Below are 20,229 nucleotides of genomic sequence, written 5' to 3'. Positions count from 1 at the left end.
CGTATGATGGGCAGCGTTCGCATTCCCTGAGGAACAGGTAGCCGGTCCGTTGAAGCTCTGAGGTCAGATCCCGCGCAGCAGCCCACAGCGGCCTGCGCACCCATCGACCTCATGGAGCGCACATGCGTGCATCACTTTCTGTCAACGACCTCTCTTTCGCCTGGCCTGACGGTTCCGTCGTCCTTGACGGCCTCGATCTCGGCATCGGCCCCGGCCGGCACGGCCTCATCGGCCTCAACGGCTCGGGCAAGTCGACGCTGCTGCGGCTGATCGCCGGCGAGCTCACGCCTCAACGTGGCTCGATCGGCGTCGACGGCGCGGTCGCCTACCTTCCGCAGGACCCGGGTGCCGACCCGACGCAGACCGTCGCGGAGGTGCTCGGCATTGCCGCCATCCTCACGGCGCTCGAACGTGTCGAGGGCGGCTCGACCGCGATCGACGACTTCGACGTCATCGGCGACGGCTGGGACATCGCCGAGCGTACGGAAGCCGAGCTCGCCCGGCTCGGCCTGGGCCACCTCGGCCTCGACCGCCCGGTCGCCTCGGTGTCGGGTGGCGAGCTCGTCCTGCTGTCACTGGTCGCGAGGCTGCTGACGCGACCGTCGATCCTGCTGCTCGACGAGCCGACCAACAACCTCGACGCCGACGCGCGCGAGCGGCTGATCGACATCGTCGCCGCCTGGAAGGGCACGTTGCTCGTGGTCAGCCACGACCGCGAGCTGCTCAACGCGATGGACGACATCGGCTCGCTCCGGGCCGGCGGCGTGCGCTGGTACGGCGGCGGGTTCGACGACTACGAGGCCGCGGTCGCGGTCGAGCAGGAGGCGGCCGAGCGGATGGTGCGGGTCGCCGAGTCGGACCTGCGCGCCCAGAAGCGCGACCGCATCGAGGCGGAGTCCGTGCTGACGACCCGGCGCAAGCAGGGCGAGAAGGCGTGGGCCGAGAAGCGGATGCCCAAGATCGCGATGGGCAACTACAAGCGCCGGGCACAGGTGTCTGCCGGCAAGCTTCGCGGCATCCACGAGGACCGGATCGAGGACGCCACCGCACGGCTGGCCGAGGCCGAGGAGCTCGTCCACGACGATCGCGAGATCCGCGTCGACCTGCCCAACACGGTCGTGCCCAGCGGGAGGAACGTCCTGACGCTGGACGGCGTACGTCCGGCGTACGGCGACCTGCAGCTCGACCTCGAGCTCCGCGGGCCGGAGCGGGTCGGGTTCACGGGACGGAACGGATCGGGCAAGACGTCGCTGCTGCGCACCGTCACCGGTGAGCTGGAGCCGGCGGCCGGCACGGTACGCACGCACGTGCCGATCCGCCTCCTGCCGCAGCGCATGGACCTGCTCGACGGAGCCCTCACGGTCGCCGAGAACGTCGCCCGGATCGCTCCGGCGACGACCGAGAACGACCGGCGGGCCCAGCTCGCGCGCTTCCTGATCCGCGGGCGGGCGGCCGACCAACCGGCATCGACGCTGTCGGGCGGCGAGCGCCTGCGCGCAACGCTGGCGTGCCTCCTGCTGGCCGAGCCCGCACCGCAGCTCCTGCTGCTCGACGAGCCGACCAACAACCTCGATCTGCCGAGCATCCGCCACCTGGTCGAGGCGCTGGAGTCGTACCGTGGCGCGTTCATCGTGGTCAGCCACGACGAGAGGTTCCTCGACGACCTCGGGCTCACCCGGAGGATCGCCGTGTGAGCCGACCAGCACACTGGTGACATGACCGGGACCAACTGGGCAGGCAATCTGACGTACGGCGCCTCGGCGCTGCTCGAACCGGCTTCGGTCGACGAGCTCTGCGAGGTCGTGGCCGCCGAGCCCGTCGTACGCGGGCTCGGCAGCCGGCACTCGTTCAACCGGATCGCCGACACGTCGGGTGTACAGGTCTCGGTCGCGAAGCTCCCGGCACTCGTCGAGGTCGACGAGTCGGCGCGTGAGGTGACCGTCTCGGCCGGCCTGCGCTACGGGGAGCTGGTCGAGGAGCTCGACCGCGCGGGCTGGGCACTGCACAACCTCGCCTCGCTCCCCCACATCTCGGTCGCCGGTGCAATCGCGACCGGCACTCACGGCTCGGGCGACCACAACGGCAGCCTCGCCAGCTCGGTGGCCGCGCTCGAGCTCGTGACCGGCGACGGCTCGGTGCTGACGGTGCGCCGCGGCGACACCGACTTCGCCGGCATGGTCGTGTCGCTCGGCTGCCTCGGCATCGTCACCAAGGTCACGCTCGACATCGTGCCGACGTTCCAGGTGCGCCAGGACGTCTACGAGGGCGTGTCGTGGGAGTCGATCGCCGCCAACCTCGACGCGATCACGGCGAGCGCCTACAGCGTCAGCATGTTCACCGACTGGGGCGATGCCGGTGCGGGTCAGGCGTGGCTCAAGTCGCGGGCCGACGTCACTCCCCCGGCCGACTTCTTCGGCGCTGCACCGGCGACCCGCGAGCTGCACCCGTTGCCCGACGAGTCGGCCGAGTTCACGACCAAGCAGCTCGGTGCGCCCGGCGTCTGGTGGGACCGGTTGCCGCACTTCCGCCTCGGCTTCACCCCGAGCAACGGCGAGGAGCTGCAGACCGAGTACCTCGTGCCCCGGTTCCACGCACTCGCAGCGATCGACGCGGTACGTTCGCTCGCCCCGGCCATCCGCCCGCACCTGTTCGTCAGCGAGCTGCGCACGATCGCGGCCGACGACCTGTGGCTCAGCCCGAGCCATGACCTCGACTGCCTCGCGATCCACTTCACCTGGCGCATGCACGTCCCCGAGGTGACGGCACTGCTGCCGGCGCTCGACGATGCCCTGTCGCCGTACGCCGCCCGGCCGCACTGGGGCAAGGTCTTCACGAGCGACCGCGACCGGCTCGACGCGGCCTACCCGCGCATCGCCGAGTTCCGGTCACTGGCCGATCGCCTCGACCCGACCGGCACATTCCGCAACGAGCAGACGTCGGGGTGGCTCGGCCGCGTGTGACGTAGTCGTTGCGGTTCCAGGCCCCGTCCGATCCCCAGCGGTGGCACACTGGAAATATGAACGCGTTCAATTCCCTGCCGGCCGAGCTCGTCGGACCCCGCCTGATGCGTCAGGACTGGACCCGGCTGACGTTCATCCACTGGGCCGTCGACCCTGCCCTCATCGCCCCGCTGCTGCCGGAAGGCACCCGACCGGACGTGCTCGACGGAGTGACGTACGTCGGGCTGATCCCGTTCGAGATGCGTCGCGCCGGCTTCGGCCGCGGCCCCGCGGTGCCGTTCTTCGGCGACTTCGCCGAGACCAACGTCCGGCTCTACTCCGTCGACGACGAGGGGCACCACGGCATCGTGTTCAGGTCGCTCGAGACGAGCCGCCTGCTCGTCGCACTGGGTGCACGCGTCGCGTTCGGCACGCCGTACATGTGGGCGCGGATGCGCATCGCCCAGGACGGCAACCGCATCGACTACACGACGCGGCGCCGCTGGCCCAAGCCGCGAGGTGCCAGTGCGCGGATCTCGGTCACGATCGGCGATCCCATCGCGGAGCCGTCGGAGGCCGAACTGTTCGTGACTGCCCGGTTCGGGCTGCACACCCGCTACCTCGGCCGTACGCTCTGGATCCCCAACCACCACGCACCGTGGCCGCTGCGCACCGCGACCGTGGAGTCGCTCGACGACGACCTCGTCGCCGCAGCCGGGTTGCCGGGGATCGTGAGCCGCACCCCCGACCTGGTGATGTACGCCGAGACGGTCCGCACCGAGTTCGGCGCCCCCGTCGTCGTACGCGAGTCAGTCGGCGAGCTCGAAGTCGTCGAAGTCGAAGCCCGGTGACACCAGGCAGCTGACCAGCGCGTCGTCCTCCGACGGACGCGTCCGCTGCCACACCCCGGCCGGCACGAGGAGCTGCGGCAGCTCGCCGGCCTCGAGATCCTGACCGACGACATGCGCCTCGCAGATGCCGGGAGCCGCGTCGAATCCGCCGAGCTCGATGACCACGGCTCCGGTGTGCGCCAGCCAGATCTCGTCGGAGGCGACCCGGTGCCAGGCCGAGGCCTCGCCTGCGGGCAGCAGGAAGTAGATCAGCGTCGCAGTCGGACGTACGCGGCCGTCGGGCAATGTGACCGAGACCGGCGACGCCCAGGTCTGCCGGAACCAGCCGCCCTCGGGATGCGGCTCGAGGTCGAGCGCCTCCGCCAGCTCCGGGCGGGTCACAGCGCGGCCTCGATCGCCGGTATGCGCTCTCGGAACGCCGCGACCCGGTCACGGGTCCGCTGCGGCTCGCCGACCTTGCCGAGGTTGAGGAATCCCTCGTCTCCGCGCGCCTGACCAGCGGCGATGCGATCGCTCGCGGCGGTCATGCGCTCGACGACGGCGTCGAGCACCGTCATCGGCCCCCACTCGCCGTAGGCATCGACGAGCAGGTCGAGGCGGCGCACGACATCGTCGATGGGGATCTCGCGATAGAGCGGGATGCCGGTCCACGCCAGGAACGCGAGGTCCTCGATGGGCCGCCCCGGTCCGGCCATGTCCCAGTCGATCATCGCGACGAAGTGCCCGCTCTGGATGATCCAGTTGTAGGCGCCGGGATCGTGGTGGCAGATGACCTGGTCCTCGGCCAGCTCGGCCTCACCGCCACGCCACTGGCGTACGCCCTGCGGCCGGAAGCCCTCGACCAGGTCATGGAAGTCGCGCAGCCAGGTGACCGCCTCGGCGAGGACGTTGTCGAGGACGATCTCCTTGTCGACCGGCACGCCGCGCCCCTCGACGTACTCGAGGATCTCGCGGCCGTCCTCGTCCATCCCGTGCAGCTCGGGGATGCCCCGCAGCCCGTTGTCGTGCAGGTAGGTCAGCAGCTCGTGGACGGCCGGCGTCCAAGGGCCGGTCGGGCGGCGAACCGTGCGTCCGACACGGGTGGCACCGCCCACCGCTCCCGGCAGGTGCTCAGGCTCTGTGTCGTCACGTGGCACTCTTTCATCGTGGCACATTCTCACTCGCACGCCGTGGTCGACCACGGACCGCCCCGTCGTGGTCTCGCTGCCACCCTCGCCGTCATCGTGCTGGGCATCGCTGCCATGGCCATCGTCGCGATGGTGGTGCTGTGGCCGGACTCCACCAAGGTGCCGCGAGACGCGAACCCGTACGGCGGGCAGGGCGTCACGACGGTCGACGCCAAGGTCACCGGAGTCGACCCGTTCGACTGCAACAGCGGCGGCCAGGGCCCCGACGGGCTGCCCCAGGTCAAGGGCGACTGTGCCCACATCACCGCCTCGACCGACGACGGCACGGCGACATTCGACCTCGACGCCGCGCGCTACAAGGCCGGCATCAAGGCCGGCGACGAGGTCAAGATCCTGCGCATCGCGCCCAAGGGCCAGGCGGTGTCGTACGAGTTCCTCGACTTCCGCCGCGGCCTGCCGCTCACGGCACTCGCAGCGATCTTCTCGGTGCTGGTCGTGGTGGTGGCTCGCTGGCGCGGCCTGTTCGCGCTGGTCGGCATCGCGGTGACGATGCTGGCGCTGACCAAGTTCATCCTGCCCGCGTTCCTCGCCGGCGAGTCACCGCTGCTCGTCGCCATGGTCGGCTCCACGGCGATCATGATCGTCGTTCTCTACCTCGCGCACGGGGTGTCGATACGTACGACCTCGGCGTTGTTCGGCACGCTCGTCGGCATCGGGCTGACCGGGTTGCTGGGCCTCGGGGCGACCGCGTGGACCAACCTGTCCGGTGTCGGCTCGGAGAACGACCAGGTGCTCGTCGCCAGCGTGCCCGGCATCCACCTCCAAGGCGTCGTGGCCGCCACGATGGTCATCGCGGGTCTCGGCGTGCTCAACGACGTCACAGTGACGCAGGCCAGTGCTGTGTGGGAGCTGCGAGCCGTGCAGCCGACGATGCGCGGAGCCCAGCTGTTCGCCTCGGCGATGCGCATCGGCCGGGACCACATCGCGTCCAGCGTCTACACCCTGGTGTTCGCGTATGCCGGCTCGGCCATGACGATCCTGCTGCTGATCACCGCGTACCAGCAGAGCCTCGGCACGATGGCGACGACCGAGGAGATCGGCACCGAGATCGTCCGGACGATCGTCGGCGCGATCGGCCTCGTGCTTGCCGTGCCGATCACGACGGCGTTCGCGGTGCTGATGGCACCCAGCGGCGAGGACGAGCAGGAGGAGGCCTACGTGCCGACGCGGCGCGGCAGCCACGCGGGGCCGGCCGGGAGCTGAGGCTCAGTCCTCCTCGGCGGGTCCGCCCGCCTGCGGGGCGAGGTCACCGCGACGCTCGCCGGTGTCGGGTACGTCTTCGGGCTCGGGCGGTACGGGTCCTTGGTTGGCCAGCTCGCCGTCCTCGTCCGTGTTGTCGTTGCGCGCTTGCTGGGGATCAGGATCAGTCATGCCGAGGGGATACCCCGGGGGTCGACGTCGACACGCTCAGCCGAGGAGTCGTCTTGATGGTCTGCAGCACGACGCAGTAGCGCTCGGTCAGCCGTTCAAGCGTCGCCAGCTGCTCGGCGTCCGCATCGGTGTCGAGCTCGAAGGACAGGCGGATCTCCCGGAACCCGACGGGCGCCTCCTTGTCGACCGCCAGCGTGCCGCGGAAGTCGAGGTCGCCCTCGGCGATGATGTCGCCGCCCCGCACCTCGATGCCGATGGACGTCGCGACAGCGCTCAACGTGACACCGGCGCACGCGGCGAGCGCCTCGAGCAGCATGTCGCCCGAGCACAGCTGGGTGCCGTCGCCCCCGGCCGCAGGGTGCAGGCCCGCAGCCGCCATGGCCCGGCCGGTGTCGAGGGAGCAGCTGACACCGTCGCCGAGGTGGCCGGTCGACCGGAGCGTGACGACCGCGGACTCGGGGTCGTCGCGATACTGCTGCTTGAGCGGGCCCTGCACGGCACTCAGCGCGTTATCGGTCATACCCGACCATAGCCGTGAACCGCGATGCCGCGTTCACGATTCCGGCATCCAAAGTTCACACGCCGTATCCACGAAGCACACATGTCCGGACATGTGGACTTCTAGGCTTCAGGCATGCCGTCCATTCCGCCCCACGCGCCGTGGACGTCGACGTACCGGCTCTCGTCCGAGACGCGTCAGCAGCGCATCCTGCGGGCGATCCACCGGCTCGACCATCCGGGCATCAAGGCTCTCGGCACGACCCGCGACACCGATCCCGTGATCGTCATCGAGTGCGCCTCGGCGGCGTCGGAGGTGCGGTCGCGCCAGATGGTGATGGCGCTGGACACCGAGGCCGTACGCACCGAGACGACCCGCGCGGCCGGAATCCCAGAAGCCGCAGGGCCGAAGCGCTCGCAGAAGCTCTGGCCGGCCGAACGGCTCCGCAGGCGGCTCTGAGATTCATCTCGCACCGGGGCCTGTCGGCTTGAGTCTCGGCACATAGAGGCGTACATGTTGATGCGTACGTTTCGCCTCAAGCAGCTGGGCCGGTCTTCCCCGATCGTCACCTGCTTCCCCCTGCCGAGGAATGGTTCCATGATCGACCTTGTCATCCGCCCGCTGGCCGGACTTCTTCTATGCGCTGCCTTCGTGGCGGTCCTCCTGGCCCTTCCCAACGTCATCCGCCACGTCCGCGTCTGGGTCGCCCAGATCCGCGAGGGCAACCTGCCCGCCCCCGTGCTCAGCCTGATCCGGCAGCGCGAGGAGCCGGCCGAGGAGCCGGCGGCCGAGCGCAAGGCCTCCTGACCTAGCTGCTCAGCGGCGTACAGCGGTGCCCGAGTGGACGTACGTCCACGGCCGCCCGACCTTGGGCCCGGGAAGGTAGCGCTGGTCGAGCGCGGTGACCTCGAACCCGGCGTCGCTCACCAGGGCCGGGATGTCGCGCGAGAGGTGACATCCGCCGGCGACCGCCTTCTGCACGGGTTCCATCCGGTGCTGCCAGCGCACGACGCCCGGTTCGGGTGCCAGCCCGTGCTCGAGGAAGTGGAACGTGCCGCTTGGCCTGAGCACCCTGTGGACCTCACGCAGAGCCAGCTCGACATCGGGAATCGTGCAGAGGGTGAACGTCGACAGCGCTGCGTCGAATGAGCCATCAGACTCGTTGAGCGCCTGCCCGTCGAGCCCCGACCGCGTGATGGGCGTACGCGATGCCGAGCGGCGATCGGCCGACATCGCCCACGCGACATCCGACGGCTCGACCGCCGCCACCGACTCGACGGCGGGCGGATACTTCTCGATGTTGAGGCCTGACCCGAAGCCGAGCTCGATGACCTGCCCGGCGAGCCCGGCGCAGACTCGCTCGCGCTCCTTCATCACGTCGCCCGTCGACAGCGACTTGTCCACCAGGCGCGGCAGGATCCGATCCGTCCAGAGAGCCATGCTCGATCGTACGACGATCACCTGGGCGGGCTGACCAGCGGAAACAAAAAATCTCCTCCCTGACCCTTGCCACTCCGGTGTGACCTGGCTTACATTCGTCGAACCGGTTCGTCGAACCGGTTCGATCAGGAGGGCTGTCAGCGGTGGCGACCATCGGAGACGTGGCAAAAGCGGCAGGCGTGTCGCGCAGCACGGTGTCGTACGCCCTCTCCGGCAAGCGCACGATCTCGCTCGACACCCGCCGTCGGATCGACGACGCGATCAAGTCGTTGAACTTCACTCCCAACGCGGGTGCTCGAGCACTCAAGACCTCCCAGACGATGGTCTTCGGACTGCTGCTGCAGTTCCACGAGGACGAGTTCGCGCCCGCCATGCTGCAGTACCTGCTGCCGATCACGGAGTCGGCCCGCTCGCTGGGCTACGACATCTTGATGATGACCGAGGCCGACGGCGCCGCCGCCCTCACCCGCGTCGCCCAGTCCGGCATGGTCGACGGCCTGATCCTGCTCGACGTCGCCCACGACGACCCGCGCCTCACGGCGCTGCGAGCCGCCCGTCAGCCCGGCGTGCTTGTCGGCCTCCCGGGCGACACCGACGGACTCGAAGTCTTCGACCTCGACTTCCCTGACGCCGCACGCACCCTCGTGGATCACCTGCACGAGCTCGGTCACGAGGAGATCTGCCTGATCACTCCCCCGCGGCACGTCTACGAGCGCGGCGGCTCGTACGCCTGGCGGTTCCGTGACGCGGCGCTCGAGCAGGCCACCAAGCACGGCATGAAGTTCTCGGCCCACTACGGCGAGTCCCGGCAGCCGGCGATCGACGAGAGCCTCAACCGCATCCTCGACGAGACGCCCAACGCCACCGGCCTGATCGTGCACAACGACGCATCGGTCGCGGTGCTGCCCGCCGTGCTGCACAGCCGGGGCGTCAAGGTCCCCGACGACCTCTCGGTCGTCAGCCTCTATTCCAAAGACTTTGCCCGGAGCTTCTCGCTGCCCTACACGGCCGTCGAGTCCTCTCCGGACAAGCTGGGCCGCCTGGCCGTGGAGCGTCTGACGCGCCGCATCCAGAACCCCGGCACGACGGATCCCTCGGAAGTCCGTTTCATCGCAGCTGAACTCGTGGACCGAGGCAGCACTCGCTGAGAACACCCCCACCCATCGCCGCATGTCGACGCCCATCGTCGAATCGGTTCGACAACACGAAAGGTTCCACTCATGACTCACTCTCGACTCCGGCCGATCGGCCTGGCACTCGCGGGCCTGGCGCTCGCGGGGACGGTCGCCGGATGCTCCAACGGTAGCGATTCCGGTGGCTCTGGCGGATCCAGCTCCAAGCAGTTCCAGTTCTGGGACCCCTACCCGCAGTTCGACAACTCGTCCGACTGGGTCAAGCTCGTGAAGTCCTGCGGCGACGACGCCGGTGTCAAGATCAAGCGGACCGGCTACGACACCTCCGACCTCACGAGCAAGGCGCTGCTCGCCGGCCAGCAGGGCGCATCGCCCGACGTCATCGTGATCGACAACCCGGTGATCTCGACCCTCGCCGACGCGGGCGTCCTCGCCTCGGCGGACGACCTCAAGCTCGACACCACCCCGTTCGCCAAGAACATCGCCGCGGCCGGCATCCTCGACGACAAGGCGTACGGCGTGCCGATCGGCGCCAACACCCTCGCGCTCTATTACAACGAGGACCTCCTCAAGAAGGCCGGCGTCGACCCGACCTCGATCAAGGACTGGGACTCGCTCAACGCGGCGCTCGCCAAGATCAAGGACGAAGGGTCCAAGGGCATCACGTTCTCGGGCATCGGCACCGAGGAGGGCTCGTTCCAGTTCCTGCCGTGGTTCTGGGGCTCCGGCGCCAACCTCAAGGACCTCGCCTCGGCCGACGCCGTCTCGGCGGTCAAGCTGTGGGACGACTGGCTGGCGAAGGGTTACGCGCCCAACTCGGTCATCAACAACACCCAGACGACCGCGTGGCAGGAGTTCGAGACCGGCAAGTTCGGCTTCGTCGAGAACGGCACGTGGCAGATGGGCAACGCCGAGAAGCTGGGCTTCAAGTACGGCATCATCTCGATCCCGGCCAAGGACGGCGGCGCCGCCCCGGTGCCGACCGGCGGTGAGTTCGTGGCCGCACCCGTGCAGAAGGACACGGCCCGGTATGCCAAGACGACCAAGATCATCGACTGCCTCACGAGCCCCGACAACCTGCTGAAGACCGACGCGACGCTGTCCTACATCGCGCCGCTCGAGAGTGCCCAGCAGGAGCAGGCGTCCAAGGACCCGAAGCTCGCGCCCTGGGTCACGGCAGTCGGCGACGCCAAGGGTCGTACGAGCGACAACCTCGGCACGAACTACCCGATCATCTCCGAGCAGATGTGGGACGCCTTCCAGAAGGCCATGAGCGGGTCGGACTCCCCGCAGGCGGCCATGGAGACGGCCCAGAAGGCCGCCGCCTCGAAGGTCAAGTAACACCAACCCTCGGACTGGAGCTTCATCATGAGCAACACCAGGGCCGCCATCCGGGTGCCCCGCGTCGAGACCCAGGTCTCGGCGCGGGGGCCCCGGGTCCCTCGCCTCCCCCGCTTCATCGCGTGGGCCTACCTGGCGCCGGTCGTGATCTACCTGATCGCGTTCTACGCCTACCCGCTCTACCGCAACCTCGATCTCAGCCTGCGCGACTACACCGTGCGCTCGTTCGTCTCCGGTGACGCCCCGTTCATCGGCCTCGACAACTTCCGTGAGGTCTTCGCGGACCCGACCTTCTGGCCGGCGGTGATCCACACCGCGATCTTCGTGGTCGTGTCGATCGCCTTCCAGTATGCGATCGGTCTCGCGCTGGCCGTGTTCTTCAACAACAACTTCCGGCTCTCGTCGACCCTGCGAGCGCTGTTCCTCGTGCCGTGGCTGCTGCCGATGATCGTCTCGGCGTCGACCTGGTCGTGGATGCTCAACAGCGACTCCGGCGTGGTCAACACCGCCCTCAACGCATTCGGCCTGCCCGACATCAACTGGCTGACGTCGCCGACCTGGTCGCTCGTCGCCGTGATCCTGGCGAACATCTGGATCGGCATCCCGTTCAACCTCGTGATCCTCTACAGCGGGCTGCAGAACATCCCCGACAACCTCTTCGAGGCAGCGTCGCTGGACGGCGCCAGCAGCTGGCAGACGTTCCGGCACATCACGCTGCCGTTGCTGCGGCCCGTCTCGGCGATCACGCTGCTGCTGGGCTTCGTCTACACGCTCAAGGTCTTCGACATCATCTGGATCATGACCCGCGGCGGGCCGGGCAACTCCTCGACCACGCTGTCCACCTGGTCGTACGAGCTCGGGTTCGGCTCGCTGCTCCCCCACTTCGGGCCCGGCGCGGCCGTCGGCAACCTGCTGATCATCGTGGCGATGCTGTGCGGCCTGCTCTACATCAAGTTCCAGAGCTCGGAGGCGTCGCGATGAAGACCTCCCGGAGCACCCCCAAGACCGTCATCGGCGTCGTGCTGACCGCGTTCATGCTGTTCCCGGTCTACTGGATGCTGAACGTCTCCCTCATGCGTACGGGCGACATGCGCCGCGACCCGCCCTACCTGTTGCCGCTGCACCCGACGTTCAGCGGATACCGCGCGGTGCTCAACGACCAGCTGCCCTACCTCGGCACCAGCCTCGCCATCGGCATCGGCACGGTGGCGCTCACGCTCGCCGTGTCGGCCCCCGCGGCGTACTCACTGGCGAAGCTGCGCCCGATGGGCGGCAAGCCGCTGACCTTCATCCTGCTGATGGCGCAGATGATCCCCGGGATCATCATGGCGATGGGGTTCTACTCCATCTTCCTGAACGTCGGGATCATCAACACCTGGTGGGGCCTGGTCATCGCCGACTCGACCCTCGCCGTGCCCTTCGGCGTCCTGATCTTCACGGCGTTCATGTCGGGCATCCCCGACGAGCTGATCCAGGCCGCGAAGCTCGACGGCGCCGGCAGCTGGCGCACGTTCGTGTCGATCGTGCTGCCGGTCAGCCGCAACCCGATCGTGACGGTCTCGCTGTTCGCGTTCCTCTGGGCCTGGTCGGACTTCATCTTCGCCAGCACGCTCAACAGCGGCGGATCCATGCAGCCGATCACCCTCGGCATCTACAAGTACATCGGCAACAACAACCAGGAGTGGAACTCGATCATGGCGACCGCTGTCGTCGCCTCGATCCCCGCCGCCTTCCTCCTGGTCGTCGCCCAGCGGTACGTCGCAGCCGGCGTCACCGCGGGCGCCGTCAAGGACTGACTCAACCCACCAGCACAGGAGCTTCCCACCACCATGAACATGTTCCGCATCGAAGGCTCGGCCCTCGAGGTCCAGCACCGTCACGAACGCCTTCGCATCGAGCCGTGGGGCAAGGACTCCGTCCGCGTACGCGCGGCGCAGTTCGCGATCCCCACCGACTCGGTCGGTGCGCTCGACGACGTACCGGACGGCTCGCAGGACCCGATCATCAAGATCGAGGACGACCGCGCGCTGCTGGTGCACGGCGAGGCGACCGTCGAGGTCACCTTCTCGAGGGAACAGGCCTACCCCGAGCCGCTCATCCGGTTCCTGCGCACCAGCACGGGCGAGGAGCTGCTGGCCGAGAGCCGCGAGCACTTCTGGATGCCGGGATCGCGGGTGTTCCAGGGCAACCGCGCCGGGGCGTACGAGATCCACCAGCAGTTCAGCGCGTACGACGGCGAGCGGCTCTACGGCATGGGCCAGCGCACCCACGGACGGCTCAACCTCAAGGGCCTGTCGCTCGACCTCGTCCAGCGCAACGCCGAGGTCAACATCCCGTTCGTGCTGTCCAGCCGGGGCTACGGCCTGCTGTGGAACATGCCCGGCATCGGCCGCGCCGAGTTCAACGACGACGTCACGCGGTGGACTGCGACGCAGGCTCGCGGCCTCGACTACTGGTTCAGCGCGGCCCCGACGCCCGGCGCGATCCTCGGCAGCTATGCCGACGCGACCGGCCACGTCCCCGACCTGCCCGACTGGGCGAGCGGCTTCTGGCAGAGCAAGCTGCGCTACCTCGACCAGGAGGAGCTGATGGGCGTCGCCCGTGAGCACCGTCGCCGCGACCTGCCGATGTCGGTCATCGTCACGGATTACTTCCACTGGTCGGCGATGGGTGACTACCGCTTCGACGAGGCCGAGTGGCCCGATCCCCAAGGCATGGTCGACGAGCTGGGCGGCATGGGCATCGAGCTGATGGTGTCGATCTGGCCGACGGTCTCGCCGCTGTCGGAGAACTTCGCCGACTACCGCGACGGCGGGCTGCTCGTGGGCTCTGACCAGGGCATCGAGTTCCACCAGACCATTCAGGACAAGGGCATGACGACGCCACTCCCCCTGGCGTTCTACGACCCCACCAACCCCGAGACACGTGAGTACGTCTGGGGCCTGGTCAAGCAGAACTACCTCGACCTGGGCATCAAGGTGTTCTGGCTCGACGCCTGCGAGCCAGAGCTCAACCCCGCCCACCCGGCCAACCTCGCCCTGTATGCCGGTCCGGGCGCCGAGGTCGCCAACATCTATCCGCGCGACAACGCCCGGATGTTCGCCGAGGGCATGGCGTCGGCGGGGCAGGACCCGACGGTGCTGCTGTGCCGCTCGGCGTGGGCCGGTTCGCAGCGCTACGGCGCGGCGGTGTGGTCCGGCGACATCCCGGCCACGTGGCTCTCGCTGACCCAGCAGGTGCGCGCCGGCCTCAACATCGCGATCTCGGGCATCCCGTGGTGGACCACCGACATCGGCGGCTTCCACGGCGGCGACGCGAGCGATCCGGCATACCAGGAGCTCATGGTCCGCTGGTTCCAGTTCGGCGTCTTCTGCCCGCTGTTCCGCCTGCACGGCGACCGCGACCCGCGTACGCCGACCGGCTACGCCCAGACCGGCGGACCCAACGAGGTCTGGTCGTACGGCGACGAGGCGTACGAGATCATCGCCGAGCAGCTCCGGCTGCGCGAGCGCCTGCGGCCGTACATCCACGAGCACATGACGATCGCCTCGGAGACCGGGCTGCCGCCCATGCGACCGCTGTTCGTCGACCACGCCGACGACCCGCAGGCGTGGCAGGTCGAGGACGAGTTCATGTTCGGCGACTCGATCCTGGTCGCCCCGGTGACCGAGCCGGGCGCGACGTCTCGCGATGTCTACCTGCCGGCCGGCCACCGCTGGGTCGACGTGCGTACGCGCGAGGTCTTTGAGGGCGGCTCGACGCACGTCTCGGACGCGCCGATCTCGTCGATCCCGGTCTTCGTCATCGACGGCTCGGCCGTGCTGGAGAGCATGTGACCACACCACTGCGTCCGCTCGAACCTGACGAGCTGACGATCGACGGCGGCTTCTGGGGCGACTACCAGAGGCTCAACGAGCAGGCGATCATCCAGCACTGCCTGCACTGGGTCGAGCGCATCGGCTGGGTCGGCAACTTCGACGCGGCCGCGACCGGCGAGGCGTACGTGCACGCGGGGGTCGAGTTCGTCGACTCGGAGGTCTACAAGCTGCTCGAGGCCATGGCGTGGGAGCTCCGTGAGCCCGAGGCGGGCCTCGACGCGCAGTACAAGGAGCTCGTTGGCCGGGTCGCGGCGGCGCAGGAGGGCGACGGCTACCTGCACACCGCCTTCGGTCACCCGGGGCAACGTCCGCGCTACTCCGACCTGGAGTGGGGGCACGAGCTCTACTGCTTCGGTCACCTGTTCCAGGCCGCCGCCGCTGCGCTCCGCGCCGGCATCGACAGCGACCTGCCGCGCGTGGCGGCCAGGCTGGCCGATCATGTGTACGCCGAGTTCGGACCCGACGGCCGCAACGCCGTGTGCGGGCACCCGGAGATCGAGCTCGCGCTGATGGAGCTGCACCGGGCGACGGGCGGGGTTTCGACAGGCTCAACCGGCGAGGTCGGCTCAACCGGCGAGGTCGGCTCAACCGGCAGGTACCTCGAGCTGGCGCGGTACTTCGTCGACCGGCGCGGCCACGGGACGCTCGGCGAGATCGAGTTCGGCGCGGCGTACTTCCAGGACGACGTGCCGGTCCGCGAGGCCGACACGCTGCGCGGGCACGCCGTCCGCGCGTTGTATCTCGCCGCCGGAGCGGTCGACGTCGCGGTCGACGTCGGCGACGACGAGCTGCTGCAGGCGGTCAACCGGCAGTGGGAGCACGCCGTCGCCCGCCGGACGTACCTGACCGGCGGCATGGGCGCGCACCACCAGGACGAGGCGTTCGGCGACGACTTCGAGCTGCCGCCCGACCGGGCGTACGCCGAGACGTGCGCCGGGATCGCCTCGGTCATGCTGAGCTGGCGGCTGCTGCTGGCCACCGGCGACCAGCGCCACGCCGACCTGATCGAGCGCACCCTCTACAACAACGTCATCAGCTCGCCGCGGGCCGACGGCAAGGCATTCTTCTACGTCAACACGCTCCACCAGCGCGTCGCCGGGACCGTGCCGGACGAGGAGCACCACAGCGCGCGGGCGCTGGCGACCCTGCGCGCGCCGTGGTTCGAGGTCTCGTGCTGCCCGACCAACGTGGCTCGCACGCTGGCCAACATCGGGATGTACTTCGCCAGCACCTCGGACCACGCGCTGCACATCCACCAGTACGCCGACATGACGATCCGCGCGCGGCTCGACAGCGGCGCGACCGTGAGCGCCGAGGTGCGGACCGGCTACCCGTACGAGCAGTCGGTGTCGCTGACCTTGCTCGACGACCTCGACGCCGAGTCGTCGATCGTCCTCCGCGTGCCAGCGTGGGCCCGAGGCACAGCGGTGCTGTCGGACGGCATCGACCGCGTCGTGGCAACCGACGAGACGGTCGTCATCAGCGGACCACGCCCGGCGGGCAGCCCGTACGTGCTTCAGCTGCCGATGCCGCCCCGTGTCACCCGGCCCGACCCGCGCATCGACGCGGTCCGCGGCCAGGTCGCAATCGAGCGCGGCCCGTTCGTGCTCGCGGTCGAGGACGTGGACCTGCCGGCCGGGGTCACGGTCAACGACATCGCGATCGACGCCTCACACGTGGCCCCCGCCGAGGGCGGCGGTGCCACCGTGTCCGTGCAGCTCAGGCGGGTCGACGGTGAGGAGCACACCCTCCCGTACGACGAGGAGTTCGCCGTCGAGCGCAGCCGGCTCGACGAACCGTCGGTCGTGACGTTCCGGCCGTACCACCAGTGGGCCAACCGGGGCCCCTCGACGATGCGGGTCTGGACACCTGCCCTCGCCGACCACGACGCACCAGCACGATCCAACGATTAAGGGAACGGAGCAGAGATGATGCAACGCATTCGGGGGGCCAGGGGAATCGCGGCGACAGCCGCGGGGGCGCTCGCCGCCATGACCCTGGTCTCGACTCCGGCACATGCCGCTGTGGCGGCGGCGCCGGACCCAGACCACCTCATCGCGCACTACGACTTCGACGGTGACCCGGCGAGCACCGGGACGCTCGTCGATCGCAGCGGTCACGGCGTCGACGCCACGATCGTCAACAAGGCCACGGCGACGTCCGTGCCCGGCGCTGAGGCCGGCGACGAGGCCCTCGACCTGCCAGGTGGCTCACAGAGCTCCACCGGCGCGTACGTCGACCTGCCCAAGAACCTGCTCGGCAGCGCCACCGACCTCACGGTCTCCGCGCGGGTCAAGTGGGACGGCTCCGGCGGCTCCTGGCAACGCATCTTCGACATCGGCCAGGACACCAACCACTACCTGTTCGCTGCGCCGAGCAACGGCGACGGCAACCTGCGCGCAGCCGTCAAGGCCGCGCCTCCGGGCGACGAGTCGTACACGACCGGCTATGCCGCGCTGCCGACTGACGGGTGGAAGACCGTGACGGTCACCCTCGACACCGCCAAGCACCAGACGACGCTCTACCTCGACGGCGCGTTCGTCGACACGGCGAAGACCGACGTCACCGCCGCGCAGCTGCTCAACAGCTCAGCGACGCGTGCCGGCTACATCGGCAAGTCTCAGTTCGGCAACGATCCGCTGTTCAGCGGGGCGCTCGACGACTTCCAGGTCTACGACCAGGCCCTCACCGCCGACCAGATCTCGGGGCTGGTCGACGAGGTCCCGACGCTGACCAAGCTGGCCGACACGTCGTTCGACGTCCGCACTAACATCGGTGAGGCGCCCGCCCTGCCGGCCACGATCCGTGCGACGTACAGCGACGGCTTCGACCGCAACGTGCCGACCACGTGGGACACCGTCGACCCGTCGAAGTACGCATCGCTCGGCCAGTTCACGGTGGACGGCACCGCGGGCGGCCAGGACATCACCGCCGACGTGACCGTCACCAAGCCCAACCAGGTGACGATCGACCTGGCCAAGAACACCGGCGGTTTCCACGGCGGAGCCTCCGGCACGCTCTACGGCATCTACGGCACCGGCGTGCCCACGAGCAACCTGCTTGAGGGCATGAAGCTGCGCACGGTCTCGACCAAGGCGCAGGACGGCCCGCAGCACCCCGGCGCCGACGCGCTCGAGGTCGTGAAGCCGCTCGCGGACAGCACCGGCGGCGACACGTACATCTACATGACCGACATCTATCGCGGCTTCCCCTACCAGTGGCCCGGCGACACGCCTGAGGCCAAGCTGGACGACTTCAAGGCCAAGATCGCCAAGCAGGTCGACCAGGTGCTGACGATGCCCAAGACGTACCAGAAGCACGTCGTGTTCGTGCCGTTCAACGAGCCCGAGGGCAACATGTTCGGCACCGGCGAGTGGAGCTACAACAAGGTCAGCTGGCTCGACAATCCCAAGGACTACTTCAAGGCCTGGGACGACGTGTATGCGCTGATCAAGGGCAAGATGCCCGACGCCCGGATCTCCGGACCGAACACGAGCATCCTCTACACGCAGATCCAGGGCTGGCTCAAGCACGTCGTCGACGCCAAGACCGTCCCCGACGTCATGACGTGGCACGAGCTCAGCAACCCGGCCAGCATCCGCACCAACGTGGCGAAGTACCGCACGTGGGAGGCTGCCGCGTTCGACGGCACGGCGTACGCCGGCAAGAAGCTGCCAATCAACGTCAACGAGTACGCGTTCAACTACCACACGTCGGTGCCCGGGCAGATGATCCAGTGGGTCTCCGCGATCGAGGACTCCAAGATCGACGCCGACATCGCGTACTGGAACATCGACGGCAACCTCAGCGACTCCGCGGTGCAGGCCAACCGCGGCAACGGCCAGTGGTGGCTGCTCAACGCGTACGGCAACATGACCGGCCACACGGTCGCCGTCACGCCGCCGAAGCCCAACGCCAACTACACGCTGCAGGGCGTCGCGACGTACGACCCGGCGAAGATCCAGGCTCGCGCCATCATCGGCGGCGCCTCGGGCAAGAGCGCGGTGCAGTTCGACCACGTCAGCACCAAGCGCTTCGGCAAGAGCGCGCACGTGCTCGTGCAGGAGATCCCGTGGACGGGTCAGATCGGCGACTCGCCGCAGCCGGCGACCGTCGCGGAGTTCGACACCAAGCTCAAGAGCGGCAGCGTCGCCCTGGACTTCGGCGAGGGCAAGCTGCCCGCGCTCAAGGAGTCATCGGCGTACCAGGTCATCCTGTCGCCGGGCAGCAGCACCACCTCACCGTCGAAGGCCCCGAAGCTGTGGCAGAAGACGTACGAGGCGGAGGACGCGACCTACACCGGCGGCGGCTACAGCAAGAACGGGCCCGAGGGCTCCCCCGGCGACGTCAGCAAGTTCTACACCTCCGGCGGGTATGACGTCGGTGGCCTGCGGACCAGCTCCGACGGCGTGCTGAGCTTCAAGGTCTCGGTGCCCAAGGCCGGCACGTACGACCTGAGCGTCTTCGCCAACTCGCTCAACACGTTCGACAAGGTCGCCGAGCAGGGACCGACCAACGTGTTCCTCAACGTCGACGGTGCCGCCGAGCAGCAGATCTACCTGCCGCTGGGCTACAAGTGGGTCGTGTGGGACCACACCGACGCCAAGGTCAAGCTGACCGCCGGCGATCACACGATCTCGCTCGCGGCCAAGAGCCTCAACGGCAGCAAGTCGACCAAGGGTGACGCGATCATCGACAAGATGGACCTCTCGCTGGCCAACCCGGCAGCGAAGACGTCGGTCTACGAGGCCGAGAACGCCGTGCTCAAGGGCGCCAAGCCGGTCTACAGCCGCAAGCACGTCTCGGGCTCGGGCACGGTGCCGCTGGGCAAGAGGGGCTCCGCGACGTTCTGGGTCTATGCGGCCAAGGACGGCGAGGCGACCCTGAACCTCAGGGCATCCGGCCACGGCACCGCGCGACTCAGCGTCAACGACAAGACGCTCGCGACGGTCAAGCGGTCCATCCCTGCGGCCAAGGTGTTCCTGCGTGGCGGCGTCAACAAGGTCGTCGTCACGGGGCACAGCGGATCGCTCGCGGTCGACGCCCTCGGCGTACGTGCGTCGAAGGGCACGCTGCCGACGAAGTCGTACGAGGCCGAGAACGCGACGGCTGCCGGCACCGCCATGGCCGAGACGTACTCGCTGGCCAGCGGTGGCAAGGCCGTGACCGGGATCGGCGGTGACCACGGCAACAAGAACACGCTGACGTTCAAGGTCACGGCGTCCAAGGCCGGCACCGACATGGTGACGGTGCGCTACTCCAACCCGGAGCAGTCGCCCGCGACCCACTACAACCCCGACCCGCTGGCCCGGCACGCTGATGTGTCGATCAACGGGGGCAAGGTGCAGCGCGTGTGGTTCCCGCACAGCTTCCACCAGAACAACTTCTGGGAGCTGTCGTTCCCGGCGAAGCTGGCCAAGGGGAAGAACACGATCCGGTTCGCGTCCCAGGAGCTGCCGAACTTCGACGGCAAGACGTACGCGTCCGACACCTATGAAGAGCTGCTGAGGTCGAAGTTCGCACCGATCATCGACCGCATCAGCATCACCCCGCTCAGCGACAAGAAGTCCCTGACTTCGAAGCGCTGACC

The 20,229-nt window shown here is 68.7% G+C and carries 18 protein-coding genes; 13 read left to right on the top strand and 5 right to left on the bottom strand.

Annotated elements, in window-relative coordinates; genetic code table 11:
• Window positions 1–122: 122 nt before the first annotated feature.
• Genes BOSE46_RS10530 through BOSE46_RS10520 form a run of 3 tightly spaced genes read left to right on the top strand, consistent with a single transcriptional unit; the run spans window position 123 to window position 3,790 of the window.
• Window positions 123–1,694 (top strand): ABC-F family ATP-binding cassette domain-containing protein, encoded by a 1,572-nt coding sequence (locus BOSE46_RS10530; RefSeq protein ID WP_159540198.1) that lies wholly within the window; start codon window positions 123–125, stop codon window positions 1,692–1,694.
• A gap of 21 nt (window positions 1,695–1,715) precedes the next feature.
• Window positions 1,716–2,960 (top strand): FAD-binding protein, encoded by a 1,245-nt coding sequence (locus BOSE46_RS10525; protein WP_159540197.1) that lies wholly within the window; start codon window positions 1,716–1,718, stop codon window positions 2,958–2,960.
• A gap of 56 nt (window positions 2,961–3,016) precedes the next feature.
• The gene (locus BOSE46_RS10520) at window positions 3,017–3,790 is read left to right on the top strand and encodes a YqjF family protein (RefSeq protein ID WP_159540196.1); all 774 of its coding nucleotides are present in this window, start codon (window positions 3,017–3,019) and stop codon (window positions 3,788–3,790) included.
• On the opposite strand, the gene BOSE46_RS10515 is transcribed toward BOSE46_RS10520, so the two are convergent.
• A complete protein-coding gene (locus BOSE46_RS10515; protein ID WP_159540195.1) occupies window positions 3,749–4,171 on the bottom strand; it encodes a cupin domain-containing protein in 423 nt (140 codons plus the stop codon). The genes BOSE46_RS10520 and BOSE46_RS10515 overlap by 42 nt on opposite strands.
• Window positions 4,168–4,926, bottom strand: coding sequence for a phosphotransferase (locus BOSE46_RS10510; protein ID WP_236551721.1), 759 nt, complete (start codon window positions 4,924–4,926; stop codon window positions 4,168–4,170). Before BOSE46_RS10510 ends, BOSE46_RS10515 begins: the two co-directional genes overlap by 4 nt.
• Window positions 4,927–4,935: 9 nt before the next feature.
• Here BOSE46_RS10510 and BOSE46_RS10505 point away from each other — a divergent pair, with 9 nt between their 5' ends.
• Complete coding sequence (locus tag BOSE46_RS10505) at window positions 4,936–6,180, top strand: YibE/F family protein (protein ID WP_159540193.1); 1,245 nt, start codon at window positions 4,936–4,938, stop codon at window positions 6,178–6,180.
• A gap of 3 nt (window positions 6,181–6,183) precedes the next feature.
• On the opposite strand, the gene BOSE46_RS10500 is transcribed toward BOSE46_RS10505, so the two are convergent.
• Together BOSE46_RS10500 and BOSE46_RS10495 are read right to left on the bottom strand one after the other, a co-directional pair.
• Window positions 6,184–6,348, bottom strand: coding sequence for a hypothetical protein (locus tag BOSE46_RS10500; RefSeq protein ID WP_159540192.1), 165 nt, complete (start codon window positions 6,346–6,348; stop codon window positions 6,184–6,186).
• The gene (locus BOSE46_RS10495) at window positions 6,341–6,868 is read right to left on the bottom strand and encodes an OsmC family protein (protein ID WP_159540191.1); all 528 of its coding nucleotides are present in this window, start codon (window positions 6,866–6,868) and stop codon (window positions 6,341–6,343) included. The genes BOSE46_RS10500 and BOSE46_RS10495 overlap by 8 nt, the downstream gene beginning before the upstream one ends.
• Before the next feature lie 114 nt (window positions 6,869–6,982).
• Here BOSE46_RS10495 and BOSE46_RS10490 point away from each other — a divergent pair, with 114 nt between their 5' ends.
• Window positions 6,983–7,306, top strand: coding sequence for a hypothetical protein (locus BOSE46_RS10490; protein ID WP_159540190.1), 324 nt, complete (start codon window positions 6,983–6,985; stop codon window positions 7,304–7,306).
• Window positions 7,307–7,444: 138 nt separating this feature from the next.
• Window positions 7,445–7,654 (top strand): hypothetical protein, encoded by a 210-nt coding sequence (locus BOSE46_RS10485; protein WP_159540189.1) that lies wholly within the window; start codon window positions 7,445–7,447, stop codon window positions 7,652–7,654.
• 9 nt (window positions 7,655–7,663) lie between these two features.
• Here the strand turns inward: BOSE46_RS10485 and BOSE46_RS10480 are convergent, their stop codons facing one another.
• A complete protein-coding gene (locus BOSE46_RS10480) occupies window positions 7,664–8,287 on the bottom strand; it encodes a class I SAM-dependent methyltransferase (RefSeq protein ID WP_159540188.1) in 624 nt (207 codons plus the stop codon).
• A gap of 161 nt (window positions 8,288–8,448) precedes the next feature.
• On the opposite strand from BOSE46_RS10480, the gene BOSE46_RS10475 reads away from it, so the two are divergent.
• The 7 genes from BOSE46_RS10475 (at window position 8,449) to BOSE46_RS10445 (ending at window position 20,227) form a co-directional block, all read left to right on the top strand.
• Entirely contained in the window at window positions 8,449–9,435 is a 987-nt protein-coding gene (locus BOSE46_RS10475; RefSeq protein ID WP_201299604.1) for a LacI family DNA-binding transcriptional regulator, read from the top strand.
• 72 nt (window positions 9,436–9,507) lie between these two features.
• Window positions 9,508–10,761 carry an extracellular solute-binding protein gene (locus tag BOSE46_RS10470; RefSeq protein ID WP_159540186.1) on the top strand — a complete coding sequence of 418 codons (1,254 nt, stop codon included), beginning with the start codon at window positions 9,508–9,510 and terminating at the stop codon, window positions 10,759–10,761.
• Between the two features lie 27 nt (window positions 10,762–10,788).
• On the top strand, window positions 10,789–11,742 hold the full coding sequence (locus BOSE46_RS10465; protein ID WP_159540185.1) for a carbohydrate ABC transporter permease: 954 nt from the start codon (window positions 10,789–10,791) through the stop codon (window positions 11,740–11,742).
• Window positions 11,739–12,557, top strand: a complete 819-nt coding sequence (locus BOSE46_RS10460; protein WP_159540184.1) for a carbohydrate ABC transporter permease — start codon at window positions 11,739–11,741, stop codon at window positions 12,555–12,557. Before BOSE46_RS10465 ends, BOSE46_RS10460 begins: the two co-directional genes overlap by 4 nt.
• 39 nt (window positions 12,558–12,596) lie before the next feature.
• Window positions 12,597–14,597: a TIM-barrel domain-containing protein gene (locus BOSE46_RS10455; protein WP_236551720.1), complete on the top strand. Its 2,001-nt coding sequence runs from the start codon at window positions 12,597–12,599 to the stop codon at window positions 14,595–14,597.
• Window positions 14,594–16,552, top strand: coding sequence for a glycoside hydrolase family 127 protein (locus BOSE46_RS10450; protein ID WP_159540182.1), 1,959 nt, complete (start codon window positions 14,594–14,596; stop codon window positions 16,550–16,552). Before BOSE46_RS10455 ends, BOSE46_RS10450 begins: the two co-directional genes overlap by 4 nt.
• Window positions 16,553–16,567: 15 nt before the next feature.
• Entirely contained in the window at window positions 16,568–20,227 is a 3,660-nt protein-coding gene (locus BOSE46_RS10445; protein WP_201299603.1) for a LamG-like jellyroll fold domain-containing protein, read from the top strand.
• Window positions 20,228–20,229 lie beyond the last annotated feature (2 nt).

The organism is Aeromicrobium sp. 9AM (assembly GCF_902506105.1).
Taxonomy (GTDB): domain Bacteria; phylum Actinomycetota; class Actinomycetes; order Propionibacteriales; family Nocardioidaceae; genus Aeromicrobium.
The sequence above is the reverse complement of the archived record's forward strand: the minus strand, read 5'-3'. Positions and strand labels throughout refer to the sequence as shown.